Source organism: Collinsella sp. HCP3S3_E5, from assembly GCF_052067635.1.
Lineage (GTDB): Bacteria > Actinomycetota > Coriobacteriia > Coriobacteriales > Coriobacteriaceae > Collinsella.
Genome location: NZ_JBQHQF010000009.1, coordinates 46,060 through 59,549 on the forward strand (window position 1 = coordinate 46,060; position 13,490 = coordinate 59,549).

General features: G+C 62.2%; 8 protein-coding genes. 3 read left to right on the top strand and 5 right to left on the bottom strand.

What is annotated here, in order from left to right:
- Nucleotides 1-48 precede the first annotated feature (48 nt).
- Nucleotides 49-2,826, bottom strand: a complete 2,778-nt coding sequence (locus tag ACTM82_RS04220; protein WP_441054598.1) for an FAD-dependent oxidoreductase — start codon at nt 2,824-2,826, stop codon at nt 49-51.
- A gap of 189 nt (nt 2,827-3,015) precedes the next feature.
- Between ACTM82_RS04220 and ACTM82_RS04225 the strand changes: the two genes are divergently transcribed.
- From ACTM82_RS04225 to ACTM82_RS04235, 3 genes are all read left to right on the top strand, one after another.
- A complete protein-coding gene (locus tag ACTM82_RS04225) occupies nt 3,016-3,678 on the top strand; it encodes a TetR/AcrR family transcriptional regulator (RefSeq protein ID WP_441054596.1) in 663 nt (220 codons plus the stop codon).
- A 62-nt stretch (nt 3,679-3,740) separates the two neighbouring features.
- On the top strand, nt 3,741-4,748 hold the full coding sequence (locus tag ACTM82_RS04230; RefSeq protein WP_441054594.1) for a DUF5692 family protein: 1,008 nt from the start codon (nt 3,741-3,743) through the stop codon (nt 4,746-4,748).
- 232 nt (nt 4,749-4,980) lie between these two features.
- Complete coding sequence (locus ACTM82_RS04235; RefSeq protein ID WP_441054592.1) at nt 4,981-6,492, top strand: hypothetical protein; 1,512 nt, start codon at nt 4,981-4,983, stop codon at nt 6,490-6,492.
- Between the two features lie 132 nt (nt 6,493-6,624).
- Here the strand turns inward: ACTM82_RS04235 and ACTM82_RS04240 are convergent, their stop codons facing one another.
- The 4 genes from ACTM82_RS04240 to ACTM82_RS04255 all read right to left on the bottom strand — a co-directional run bounded on the left by ACTM82_RS04240 (nt 6,625) and on the right by ACTM82_RS04255 (nt 13,457).
- Entirely contained in the window at nt 6,625-6,819 is a 195-nt protein-coding gene (locus ACTM82_RS04240; RefSeq protein ID WP_229770727.1) for a hypothetical protein, read from the bottom strand.
- A 133-nt stretch (nt 6,820-6,952) separates the two neighbouring features.
- A complete protein-coding gene (clpB, locus tag ACTM82_RS04245; protein WP_441054590.1) occupies nt 6,953-9,580 on the bottom strand; it encodes an ATP-dependent chaperone ClpB in 2,628 nt (875 codons plus the stop codon).
- Nucleotides 9,581-10,204: 624 nt separating this feature from the next.
- The gene (locus tag ACTM82_RS04250; protein ID WP_441054588.1) at nt 10,205-12,505 is read right to left on the bottom strand and encodes a hydratase; all 2,301 of its coding nucleotides are present in this window, start codon (nt 12,503-12,505) and stop codon (nt 10,205-10,207) included.
- A gap of 535 nt (nt 12,506-13,040) precedes the next feature.
- The gene (locus tag ACTM82_RS04255) at nt 13,041-13,457 is read right to left on the bottom strand and encodes a heat shock protein transcriptional repressor HspR (protein WP_427719306.1); all 417 of its coding nucleotides are present in this window, start codon (nt 13,455-13,457) and stop codon (nt 13,041-13,043) included.
- Nucleotides 13,458-13,490: the final 33 nt, after the last annotated feature.

Genomic DNA, 13,490 nt, shown 5'->3' on the forward strand with positions numbered 1-13,490 from the left:
CCGCGCATCGTCGGCAGTGCCGCCGTTCGTTAGAACGGCGGAACCTCATTACTTCTTCCCGAATTTGATCTTGATGGCACGCTTGAGCGCATACTTGCCCAAGCTGGGGAGCTTTTGCTCGTATTTGACCATCGTGGAGCACTCGGGGCGGTCGCGATCCAGGTGGATGGCATCGAACGCGCACTTGGTGGTGCACAGACCGCAGCCGATGCACTTGTTGGGGTCGACGATCGAGGCGCCGCAGCCCAGACAACGGGCGGTCTCGGCGCGTACCTGCTCCTCGGTAAAGGTCTCGACGTACTCGCTAAAGGGCGCGGCCTTCTCGCGCTCGCGGTCGACATGTGCCACCTCGCGGCTCGCGTTGTCGTAGCTCTCGATAACGACATCGTCGCGGTCGAGCGCGATGTAGCGGCGCTGGTTGCGGCCGATGGTGAGCGTGGAGCCCGGTTGCACAAAGCGGTGGATGGACACGGCGGCCTCGTGACCGGCAGCGATGGCGTCGATGGCAAAGCTCGGACCGGTGTAGACGTCGCCGCCCACAAAGATGTCGGGCTCAGCGGTCTGGTAGGTCTGAGGATCGGCAAGGGCACCCTGGCCGCGGCCAAGCTCCACCTTGGAGCCAGCCAGCAGGTCGCCCCACACGATGGACTGACCGATCGACATGACCACGCGGTCGGCGTCGACACGACGCAGGTCGTTCTCGTCGTACTCGGGCGCAAAACGGCCCTCGTCGTCAAAGACACGCGTGCAGCGCTTGAAGGTGATACCGCACACACGACCGGCCTCGTCCAGATGGACCTCCTTGGGGCCCCAGCCGCAGCTGATGTGGGCGCCGTCCTCAACGGCCTCGCGACGCTCCTCCTCGCTGGCGGGCATCTGGGCCTCGCTCTCCAGGCAGAACATCTCAACGTGCTCGGAACCCAAACGGCAGGCGTTGCGCGCGACGTCGACAGCCACGTTGCCGCCGCCCACCACGATGGTGCGGCCGGGCAGCGTGTCGATCTTGCCACTGTTAACCTCGCGCAAAAAGTCGACGGCCACGGTCACGTCCTCGGCATCCTCGCCCGGAATACCGGCGAGGCGGCCGCCCTGGCAGCCAATGGCAACATAAAAGGCCTTAAAGCCCTGCTCGCGCAGCTCGTCGAGCGTCACATCGCGACCGACCTCCACGCCATAGCGGAACTCGGCGCCCATCAGGCGAATGACCTCGACCTCGGCCTCGATCACATCCTTCTGCAGCTTAAAGCTGGGAATGCCATAGGTGAGCATGCCGCCCGGACGCTCATTCTTCTCGAACACGACGGGCTTGTAGCCCTTCTCGGCCAGGTAGAAAGCGCAGGACAGGCCGGCCGGACCGGCACCGATGATGGCGATCTTCTGGTCGAAGCCGCCGGCACGCGTCGGGGTCACCACAGGTGGGACATAGCGGGTCGCGGCATCCAGATCGCGCTGGGCGATAAACTTCTTGACCTCGTCGATGGCCACGGCCTCGTCCACGCGACCGCGGGTGCAGGCATCCTCGCAGCGGCGATTGCACACACGGCCGCAGATAGCGGGCAGCGGGTTCTCGCGCTTAATGAGCGCTAGCGCCTCGTCATAGCGGCCCTGCGCCGCGAGCTTCAGATAGCCCTGAACGGCAATGTGCGCGGGGCAGGCCGTCTTGCAGGGCGCGGTGCCGGAATCGTGTGTCTCGATGCGGTTGTCGTTGCGGTAATTGGGCGACCACTTGGTGTGGTCCCACTTGGTGGCATCGGGCAGCTCCTGGCGCGGATACTCGGGCACCTGTCCGCCGGCCTTTTTGCTGCAGAGCTTCTGGCCGAGCTTGGCGGCACCAGCCGGGCACACCTCAACGCAGCGACCGCAGGCTACGCACTTGTCCTTCTCGACCTTGGCGACATAGGCCGAGCGCGACAGGTTAGGCGTGTTGAACAGCTGCGAGGTGCGCAGGGCGTAGCACACGTTGACGTTGCAGTTGCAGATGGCGAAGATCTTGTTCTCGCCGTCGATATTGGTGATCTGGTGCACAAAGCCGTTGTCCTCGGCCTGGCGCAAGATGTCATATACCTCCTCACGCGTCACATAATGGCCGCGGTCGGTCTCAACCACATAGTCGGCCATATCGCCCACGGCAATGCACCAGTCGGCGGGGTCGTCGGCGCAGCCCTCGCCCATCACACGACGACTCGCGCGGCAGCTGCAGATGCTGGCGGCATATTTGCCATCGTATTTGTCGAGCCAATGCTCGATATGCTCGATCGGCACCGAGGTGCTCGAAGCATCGATAGCCTTCTCGACCGGAATGACGTGCATGCCGATGCCGGCGCCTCCGGGCGGCACCATCGGCGTGGCTTTGGACAGCGGCCCCTTGGACGCCTGCTCAAAGAACTTGGCATAGACCGGATGCTCCTCGAGCTGGCTCACGCGCATGTTGAGGAACTCGGCGGAACCCGGCACCAGCATGGGCAGCACCCACTGCTTGGCGCGCTCGGGATTTTCCCAGTTGTACTCGAGCAGACCCGTGTAGCTCATGTCGTCGAGCATCTTCTCGATCTGGGCCTCGGGCATGCCGGTGAGCTTGACCATCTCGGGCAGCGTATAGGGACGGCGCATCTTCATCTTGCAGAGCACTTCGGCCTGCTCGTCGGTTGCGGCCTCGGCAAACGACCAGTACTCGTAGCCCAGCAGCTCGTCGCGGTGCAGCAGACGGTTGGTGCAATGCTCGCACAGCTTGACAATGGCCTCGCGCGGATGCTCCGGCAGCGGCGGCACGAACTCCGAACCGATGTCGGGCTCGGTGTAGCTAATTCCCGGTCCGTTGAGAATCATGGTTGTCCCTTCTCTTGCCGCAGCCCGACGAGGCCGCAGCGCCCCTCTTTTTTGCAGGCCGGGCATGCCCCCATGCCGTTCACCCGCCATTGTTGACATAATGTCAAAAATAGTATTGACGAACCGTCAACAATATTCAAGACTATTAGGCGAACGGTCGGGCCCAAACGGATGAAAGGCGGCAAGCGCATGAGCGATAACGCAGCGAGCACCCCTGTGGCCGACGCCGTCCCCACGCCCGACAGCGCGGCAAAGCGCCTGACAGGTGACGAGCGCCGTCGCGAGATTCTCGCCGCCGTGCGCGCCGTGAGCTCCGAGCTGGGCGTGTCCCATCTATCCGTCTCGGCCGTGACCAAGCGAGCCGGCTGCACGCGCTCGCTGTTCTACCACTACTTCGTCGACATGGACGCCGCCGTCACCGCCGTCATGGACGAGGCAATCGACGGTTTTATCTCCGAGCTCGAGCAGTGGAATGCCAGCCGCATCGTCGGTGATATCGAGGGCGCACTCGACACCGTCGCCCCGCTCTTTAAGCGCCTGGTTGTGAGCGGCCACGAGCTGCCGAGCACGCTCACCTCGAGCAGCGGCGCGCTCTACGGCGGCTTTCTGCACAACGTGGTCCAGCGCGTGGCGCAATACATCTGCGACACCACCGTGGTGGACTTTGTCGCCCATCATGACCTGCGCATCGACCATGTCTACGAGACGTTTTACACCCTCATCATGGGACTGTTGATGTACATCCGCACGCACCCCGATGTGCCCGACGAGACGGTTAAGGAGATTATCGCCTCGACACTCCACATCGAGGGCTACACCGCCAAGTATCCCGAGCGCAAGCCCAGGAACTGATGACATTTGGCCAAACTGCCCGCGACGGAAGAGGGGCCGCGGGCGTATGAAAGGAAAGCAGCATGCTGTTCGATGTTTGGGGTAGCGATACCCTTATCCACTGGGCCGGCTGGGCGATGGTCTTTATCGGCTTGATCGTACTCAACGAGGTCGGCCGCCGTACCAAGCTCGGCGCGGCCATCATCTTTGGCGTGGCTCCGCTGGCCATGACCATCTACTGCATCGCCATCGCCGTCGGCGTTTCGCAGGGTGCCGAGTGGGCGCTCACCAACCCCACCCATGTATACCAGAACAGCTGGTTCCATTACGCCAAGGTATACGCGGCGCTGGCCGGCTGCTGGGGCTTCATTGCCATTAAGTACCAGTGGGGCAAGATCGGCAAGGCGCATTGGTTCCGCGCATGGCCGTTTGTGATCGTCGCCATTAACATCTTGATCGCCGTCGTGTCCGACTTTGAGAGCGCCTATCACTTCTTTGTCCTGGGCGAGTCCACCTGGGTCACCTCCGAAGGTGCTACGCAGCTGGCCGGCTGGAACAACGTGTTCAACGGCATCGCGGGCATCATCAACATCTTCTGCATGACCGGTTGGTGGAGCGTCTACGCCTCCGAGGACAAGACCGACATGCTGTGGCCCGACATGACCTGGGTCTACATCATCGCCTACGACATCTGGAACTTCTGCTACACCTACAACTGCCTGCCCACCCACTCCTGGTTCTGCGGCTTTGCGCTGCTGCTGGCGCCCACCGTCGCCGCCTTTATCTGGAACAAGGGCGGCTGGATCCAGAACCGCGCCTTTACGCTGGCCATTTGGTGCATGTTTGCCCAGGTGTTCCCCTACTTCCAGGAGGAGTCCATCTTTGTGACGCACTCCACGCTCGACCCCAGCGCCGCCACCGCGGTCTCGATCGTCGCACTGGTCGCCAACATCGCCGCGATCATCTACGTCGCCTACCGTGCCAAGAAGCTCGGCCGCAACCCCTACAAGCAGGATGTCTTTGAGGGCACCAGCGATTGGGAGAAGGCCACTGCCCGTCGCGCCAAGGTTGATTACGCGCACGCCGAGTAACGCGCCTGACGCAAACATCGCTTGAGCACGAAGCGGCATAGCCGGCTCCGCGCAACTCAACGCACTGCAGAGCCCCCGAAACGTGATTCGTTCGCGTTCCGGGGGCCTTTTGCTGCCGCGAGGATACGGCCGAACGATACGCTCGGGTTAAATCGGATCTTATATTTCGCATGCGCTTTATATGGCTCCATTTTTGGGTACAGTGTTGAGCCGATATTGCATTGGGGGATATATGAGCGATGAGACACGTGGCCGCGAGGATGCGGCCCAGGATGCGGAAGCATGTGCCGAGGCCCTGGAGAGCCTTGACCGGATTGCGCTAGACGAGCTCTCGTTGAGCGATTTGGCCGTCGACGCGCAGGACGAGGTGTGCGAAGGCACTGAGGACGAAGGCAGCGACGCCAAAGACGCTTCTGACGAGGCCGAAGCCGAAGCCGAAGCCGAAGCCGAAGCCGAAGAGGACGATAGCAGGGACGACGTCCAGTCGGAATCCGCCTCGGGAGAAGAGACCGCCCTGCTTGGCAGCTTGCCTGCCGATGACTCGCTCACCCGCGAGCTTCCTGGCCTGGGTTCTGCGCCGGCCGTCGACGAGACCATCGCCATGGGCGATATTCCCCTGCCGTCCGTTCCCTCGGCACGCGAAGCCGAGGCTCGCCATCACAAGATGTCGCCCAAGCGACGCAATTTGATGGTTGCCGGCGTCGTTGCCGCCGCGCTCGTTGCCGGCGGCGCGGGCTATGCCGCTTGGAACGGATACCAACAAGAACAGGCCGCCGTCGCTGCCGTCAACGCCCACACCATGATGTCGGTGCAGATTGGCGTACATGCCGCAGGGCTCGACTGTTCCACCGGCTCCAAGATTCCCGTGCAGGTGAGCGGGCAAGACTCTGACGGCTCCTCCGTGAGCGAGACGCTCTATGTTGATGAGCACGGTCGCGGTATTAAGCTGCTGCCTGGCGACTATACGCTCTCCATCGCTGGGTCCCCCATCGCAGCTGACGGTACCATTTACACCGTGCCAACCACCAAGGCGCAGGTTAGCGTAAAGAGCGACGGGCAGGACCTGAGCGCTCAGGCATCCTTTAAGCTTAAGGTACCTTCGGCAGACACGGTGACCGACGACCAGATCGATGCCGCGGCCAAGTACGCCGAGGAGGGTGGCGCGAGCTCTGCCGCGGTCGCAAAGGTGCTCCAGCAGGCGGCAACCGCGCGCCGTGACGCCGCCGTCAATGCCATGAGTTCCCGCGAGGCGCAGGCGGCCCGCGACGCCGATGCTCGGCATAAGGCAACGAACCTGTATCAGCTCGATATTCCCGTTGAGTGGTACGGCAAAGTCGCGACTTGGCAAAACGGCAATACGCTGTGCATCTATCTTGCCAGCGACAGCAATACGCCGATCGCGACGCTTGTCGCAGTGCGCGACGGCGAGAGCTTTACGCCCGATAAGGGCGATACGGTTTTAGGTGCGGCAAGCCTTGGCAACGGCTACACGGTCTACGCCAGCGGCCCCGTCTATCCGTATGTGGTGCCCCAGACCATCAACGGGCGCACGCAAGACCCCGTGTCGACCTACCCCATGGACACGGCCATCGAGCTTGTCGAGCTTACAACCGGCAACCGCTATACCTATAGCCAGATCAAGAACGTACTGGTCGACAAAGACGGCAAGGCAGACGCCGCGACCAAACTCGAGACCGACTACCTCGCCCAGATTCTGATGCCAAGCATCAAGGCCCAAGACTAGCCGGCCGCAGCGAGGGTAGCTAATTTGGGACGGGGCTTTTTTAGCTGCCCCGACCGTTAATCGACTAAACCGGCACATTACCAGCCGGGGCAGCTAAAAAAGCCCCGTCCCAAATTAGCTACCCTGCAGGAGTTAGCGCCACGGATCGGCTTCGAACATCGGCTCGCGCTCGGGGCGGCGATCGCTGTAGGGATCGTAGCCGTCGTCGTCCTCGTTCTCGGCACGGATGTAGGGGTCGCGCGGCTTGGGTGCCGGCTTAGGCGCAGGCTTGGGTGCGGCGGGCGCTGACTCAGGCGCCGGTGCGTTCGTCTCGTTCTCGTCTTTCATCTGCATAGCTCCTTGCCATGTACTCATGTTCAACACCATCGATTGTCGCACGAAAAAGGGCGGCGGACCCAATTGGATCCGCCGCCCTTGGCGTTTGGCACAAAAGGTAGATTTTAAGGCATGGCCCAACAATCTACTCGGCGTCGGGCACCTCATAGGTGGCAGACGGCGTGTTATCGCACACGACGGTAAAGGCACCGTCCTTGTCGACGTCAACCGTCACCTGATCACCCTCGCGCACCGTACCGTCGATGATAGCGGCGGCGATGGCGTCCACGACCTCGCGCTGCACCAGACGCTTGAGCGGACGGGCACCAAAGACCGGGTCCAGACCGCCCACGGCGAGCATCTGCTTGGCCGCCGGGGTGATGGCAAGCGTCATGCGCTCCTTGGCCAGACGTGCGCGGACGTCGGCGAGCTGAATATCGACGATCTTTTCGATCTGCGCCATGCCGAGCGGATGGAACACCACGGTATCGTCGATACGGTTGAGGAACTCGGGACGGAAAGTCTGAGCCATGGCCGCGTCAACCTGATGGCGCATCTCCTCCTCGTCCTTGCCCGAAAGATCGGCGATGGCCTTGGAGCCCACGTTGGACGTCATGATGATGATCGTGTTCTTGAAGGACACCTGACGACCCTGACCATCGGTCAGACGACCGTCGTCGAGCACCTGCAGCAGCACGTTGAAGACATCCGGGTGAGCCTTCTCCATCTCGTCGAGCAAGATCACGGAGTACGGGCGACGGCGCACGGCCTCGGTGAGCTGTCCACCCTCGTCGTAGCCCACGTATCCCGGGGGCGCACCGATCAGACGCTGAACGCTGAACTTCTCCATGTACTCGGACATGTCGATACGCACGAGCGCGCGCTCGTCATCGAACAGGCACTCGGCCAGCGCCTTGGCGAGTTCGGTCTTGCCCACACCGGTGGGGCCCAGGAAGAAGAAGCTGCCGATGGGCTTGTCCGGATCGGAGAGGCCCGCACGGCTACGGCGCACAGCCGCGGCGACGGCGGAGACGGCCTCATCCTGGCCGATGACGCGCTTATGCAGCTCGCCTTCCAAGCCCTTCAGCTTGTCGAGCTCACCCTGCATCATCTTGGAGACGGGCACACCGGTCCAGGCGCTCACGACCTCGGCGATCTCGTCGGAGGTCACCTGCTCGTTGAGGCCTTCACCGTCCTGCTGCTTTTGTGCCTCGAGCGCGGCCTCGGAATCCTGAATCTGCTGCTGCAGACCCGGAATCACGGAGTAACGCAGCTCGGACGCACGGCCCAAGTCTCCGTTGCGCGTCGCACGTTCCTCTTCGCTCTTGGCCTCATCGAGCTGGCCCTTGAGCTCCTGCACATGGTCGATGGCGTTCTTTTGGTTGAGCCAACCGGCCTTTTGCACGTTGAGCTTTTCCTGGACCTCGGCGATTTCCTGGCGCAGGGTCTCCAGACGCTCCTTGGAGGCGTCGTCGGTCTCCTTCATGAGCGCCTGTTCCTCAATCTGCAGCTGGGTGAGCTGACGCGTGGTGGCGTCAATCTCGACCGGCATGCTGTCGAGCTCCATGCGCAGGCGGCTTGCGGCCTCATCGACCAGGTCGATGGCCTTGTCGGGCAGGAAGCGGTCGGCGATATAACGATCGGAGAGGTCGGCGGCGGCCACGAGCGCGCTATCGGTAATGTGCACGCCGTGGAAGATCTCGTACTTCTCCTTGAGGCCACGCAGAATCGAGATGGTGTCCTCGACGGTAGGCTCGCTCACCATAACGGTCTGGAAACGACGGGCGAGCGCCGCGTCCTTCTCGATGTACTTGCGGTATTCGTCGAGCGTGGTCGCACCGATCGCGTGCAGGTCGCCGCGGGCGAGCGCCGGTTTGAGGATGTTGCCGGCGTCCATGGAGCCCTCGGTGGCACCCGCGCCCACAATGGTGTGGAGCTCATCGATGAACAGGATGACCTTGCCTTCGGACTTTTGCACTTCCTTGAGCACGGCCTTCAAGCGGTCCTCGAACTCGCCGCGGTACTTGGCACCGGCGACCAGCGCGCTCATGTCGAGCTCGATGAGGTCGCGGTCGCGCAGCGTGCTCGGCACGTCGCCGGCCACGATACGCTGGGCGATGCCCTCGACGATGGCCGTTTTACCGACACCCGGCTCACCGATGAGCACAGGGTTGTTCTTGGTGCGACGGGACAGGACCTGGATAGTACGACGGATCTCGTCGGTACGGCCGATAACCGGATCGAGCTTGCCGGCACGGGCCAGGTCGCAGATGTTGCGGCCGTACTGCTCCAGTGCCTCAAACTGGGTCTTGTCCTCGGCGGACGTCACGCGATCATCGCCACGCAACTCCTCGTAGACCTGCTCGATACGCTCCTTGGTAACGCCGGCGTCGCGCAGCACGCGGCCCGCCTCACCTTTGTCCTCGGCAAGCGCCATCAGCAGATGCTCGGTCACTACAAAGCTGTCGCCCATCTTGGTGGCCTTTTTCTCGGCCTTCTCGATGACGCGGACGAGCTCGTTGGACAGGCCCATCTGCTGGCCCTCGCCCGAAACCTTGGGTGCGCGGTCGATGGCATCTTGCGTGGAGTGTGCAAGCTGGGCTGGGTCGGCGCCGATGCGCTCGATAATCACGGAGATATTGCGCTCGCCGACACCGAGCAGGGCGGACAGCAGGTGAATCGGCTCCACCGCGCCGGCCTGTGCGTCGGCAGCTGTGCTCATGGCGGTCTGCAACGCCTCGCGCGACGTCATTGCTAGCTTATCGATTCTCATGGAATCACCTCTCTTGGGGCGGCCGCCCTACGGGGCGGCTTCACGTTGTCCGAGAAGTATTGTTGCCAGCTTTGTACGATCTTATACACAAATCTAAGTCTCTATATATAAGATTTTCTGAGTGATTGATGGATAGGGAGCAGGCACGCTCACCCGCTGCGGCCTCGTCCCCTTACTATCTCAATCTGTAACATCTAGCGGCTGTTTATGGCTCCAGATGTTACAAATCAAGATGAAATGGCCAGCGGCAACCGTTTGTCTCAATCTGTAACATCTACTCGGCAAATAGATCTCTATCTGTTACAAATCGAGACGAACAGAAGACACCCGAATCGAAAATCTAAATCTGTAACACCAGACCCACTTTTAGCGGCCAAGATGTTACAGGTCGAGACAAACCGAGAACCGCCAAAAAGGTGCCTGCCCCCTTTGTGGCGGTTCTCGACAAAAAAGAAGCCGCCCCATTAACAGAGGCGGCATCAAGCAAGTCTATTTATTAGCGTCCCTCAAGACCCAACGAGAACGCAGAAATGTAGCCCGGGGCTTATCCTTTCCCGAACGCGACCCTCGCGAAGCGCGTGAGCGGGCGGGAAAGGATAAGCCCCGGGCGGACAATTAAGTGCGTTACTCGGCAGCGGCCTTGAACTTGTTGTAGTTGATCAGGCAGCCGGCCTTGACGATGGCACGCTCCTCAGCCGTCATATCGGCAATGTAGAGCTCAATCTGCTCGACCGCACCATCGGCGCGCACCACGTAGGCGGCGATGTTCTGCAGATCGCCGTCGAGCGCGGCACGGATACCCGGCACGAAGACGTAGTCGCCCACCTCAAAGTTGGGCTCGGCCTCCATCTGGAAGGGCACCATGCCCCAGTTCATCACATTGGAGCGATAGCGCTTGGTGGCGTACTCGTGGACGATGTTGGCCAGACCGCCAATCACGCGCTGGCAGCTCGCGGCCTGCTCGCGGGCAGAACCGTCACCGGGCTTCTTGGCATAGAGCATGGAGCCGTACTCGGTCGCCTTGGCATCTGCCGCGACGCCGGCGCCGGCCAGCGCCTCAAACACGCCGGCAAGCTCGGCATCGAGTGCCGCCAGATCGCCCGCCGCCTCGCCGGCAACGCGGCGCTTCTCCACGGCGTCGACCTCCTTGGAACGACCCACGTAGGCCGGATCGCGGCGGCTGAGCGTAAACTCTGCCAGGCCCAGCGGGTTGGAGCGGAAGGAGCTCGTCTCGCCCGAGGGAATGAGCTCGTCGGTCGTGGTGACCGGGTCCATGATCTTGGAGCACACCTTGAGCAGGATATCGTCGCCGAGAGGCTCCATCGCGGGCCACGGCTTGATGTTGGGGCCTTCGACCAGCTCGTCGGCAGGCTCTGCCTTGCCAAAGCCCCAGTACACGCGCTTTTTGTACGGCGCGTCATCAAAGGTGTACTCGCAGGCCTCGTCCCAAGTCTCCTCGGGCAGGTCGGTCGCCGGCGTCAGGACGCCGCCGTTGGCAGCCGTCGCCGCAATGGAGCGAGCGTCCATTAGGGCCACGGCGCTCAGCTGACCATTGCCCGGCTTGGAACCCTCGCGGTTGGGGAAGTTGCGCGTGGTGTGGCGGATGGACAGGCCGTTGTTGGCAGGCGTGTCGCCGGCACCAAAGCACGGACCGCAGAACGCCGTGCGCACGATCGCGCCGGCCTCCATAAGGTCGTAGATATAGCCACGGCGCGTAAGTTCGAGTGCCACGGGCTGGCTCGTGGGATAGACCGATAGCGAGAACTCGCCGCAGCCGGTGTTGGCGCCCTTGAGCACGCGGGCAGCCTGGACCACGGAGTCGTAGTTGCCGCCCGAGCAGCCGGCGATAACGCCCTGTTGCACGTGAAGCTTGCCGTCGACGATCTTGTCGAGCAGGCTAAAGTGCGTCTTGCCCTCGCCGATCTTGGCGGCCTCGAGCTCCACCTCATGCAGGATGTCCTCGAGGTTCTCGTTGAGCTCCTCGATCTCAAAGCCGTTGGAAGGATGGAATGGCAGCGCGATCATTGGCTCGATGCTCGACAGATCGACCTCGACGCAACCGTCGTAGTAGGCGACATCGGCGGGCTTGAGCTCGCGGTAGTCGTCGCCGCGACCGTGCATGGCCAAAAACGCGTGCGTGTCCTCGTCGGTGGCCCAGATGCTCGACAGGCAGGTGGTCTCGGTGGTCATGACGTCGACGCCGTTGCGGTAATCGGTCGTCATGCTCGCGATGCCGGGGCCCACAAACTCCATGACCTTGTTCTTGACATAGCCCTTGGCAAAGACGGCACGGATGATGGCGAGCGCCACGTCGTGCGGGCCGACGCCGGGACGCGGGGCGCCCGTGAGGTAGATAGCAACGACGCCGGGATAGGCAACGTCGTAGGTGTCGCGCAGCAACTGCTTTGCCAGCTCGCCGCCGCCCTCGCCCACGGCCATGGTGCCCAGGGCGCCATAGCGGGTGTGCGAGTCGGAGCCCAGGATCATCTTGCCGCAACCGGCGAAGTTCTCGCGCATAAAGGAGTGGATGACGGCGATGTGCGGCGGAACGAAGATGCCGCCGTACTTTTTGGCCGCGGAAAGGCCAAAGACGTGGTCGTCCTCGTTGATGGTGCCGCCCACGGCGCACAGCGAGTTATGGCAGTTGGTGAGCACGTAGGGCAGCGGGAACTGCTCCATGCCCGAGGCGCGCGCCGTCTGGATGATGCCGACGAAGGTGATGTCGTGGCTCGCCATGGCATCGAAGCGAATCTTGAGCGCCTCGGGGTCGCCGGACGTATTGTGTGCCTGGAGGATCGAATACGCGATGGTGCCGCGCTTGGCATCCTCGGGCGTCTGCGTAATACCGCGCTCGGCAGCCTCGGCCGCAGGCACAACCTCGCTGCCGCCGCGCAGGTAGATGCCGTCTTCGTACAGCTTGACCATACTGTCTCCCACTCTGCCCAAAAGATTTGGGCGCATAGCATGCATTCGTTCAATATCGTGCCATAGAACGGTTGCGAGTGGGTTACGAATCTGCACGTTCACTTTATCTCGGTAAAGTACAGGACGAGCCCGATGTGGGTCAGCAGATTTGGTGCAAGAGCGTCCCTTACGACTAGTCATTTAAGAACGTCCCCAATGACTACCCATAACAACGCCGCTGCTTTGGCAACGACAGCGAGCGGGCCCCAATGACTACCAACGACTACTGCATCCGGAGCAAGGCAACGCCGCAGGTAGAGGACGGACAGCGAGCGGACCGCATTTCCAAAGTGAGGAACGTCCCCAAGTGCCGCATCCGGACCATGGCAACGCCGCAGGTAGAGGACGGACAGCGAGCGACGTCCAGAGCGAACAAGTTGGCATGAAAAAGGCAAGGCATAGACCTTCTGGTCATGCCTTGCCTTTTGAATGACAAATTGTCGCTCTGGGCGGCGCGCAGCGTCGACCGGTCCGCCGTTCGTTAGAACGGCGGAACCTAGAGATCCCCGCCGGCGCCCAGCAGCTTGCGCATGACCTGTTCGGGATTAACCGAGCCATCGCGCGGGGCCAGGGAGGTGATCTTCTTCTGCATCTTGTACTCGTGCAGCTCGTCCTCGAGCTGGCGCATGCGGGCGCGGAGCTTTTCGTTCTCGCGCTCGCGCTCCTCGGCACGCTCCTTCATATCGAGGATGCGCACCACGCCGGCAAGGTTGATGCCCTCGTCGGTCAGCTGGTTGATGAGCTCCAGGCGCTCGATATCGGCACGCGAATACAGGCGCGTGTTGCCGCCCGAGCGCTGGGGGTTCACCAGACCCTTGGACTCGTAGACGCGCAGAGTCTGCGGATGCATGCCGGTCAGCTCGGCCGCCACGCTGATCATGTACAGCGGTTTGTTCCTATTGTCCTCGGCCATGCTACCTGACCCCTTTCCGTCTCGTTATCGTCC

Bases quoted from the DNA above. Each gene is read 5' to 3' on its own strand.
- ACTM82_RS04225 (WP_441054596.1), top strand. From the start codon at position 3,016: ATGAGCGATAACGCAGCGAGCACCCCTGTGGCCGACGCCGTCCCCACG.
- clpB (WP_441054590.1), bottom strand. From the start codon at position 9,580: ATGAGAATCGATAAGCTAGCAATGACGTCGCGCGAGGCGTTGCAGACC.
- ACTM82_RS04240 (WP_229770727.1), bottom strand. From the start codon at position 6,819: ATGAAAGACGAGAACGAGACGAACGCACCGGCGCCTGAGTCAGCGCCC.
- ACTM82_RS04235 (WP_441054592.1), top strand. From the start codon at position 4,981: ATGAGCGATGAGACACGTGGCCGCGAGGATGCGGCCCAGGATGCGGAA.
- ACTM82_RS04230 (WP_441054594.1), top strand. From the start codon at position 3,741: ATGCTGTTCGATGTTTGGGGTAGCGATACCCTTATCCACTGGGCCGGC.
- ACTM82_RS04250 (WP_441054588.1), bottom strand. From the start codon at position 12,505: ATGGTCAAGCTGTACGAAGACGGCATCTACCTGCGCGGCGGCAGCGAG.
- ACTM82_RS04255 (WP_427719306.1), bottom strand. From the start codon at position 13,457: ATGGCCGAGGACAATAGGAACAAACCGCTGTACATGATCAGCGTGGCG.
- ACTM82_RS04220 (WP_441054598.1), bottom strand. From the start codon at position 2,826: ATGATTCTCAACGGACCGGGAATTAGCTACACCGAGCCCGACATCGGT.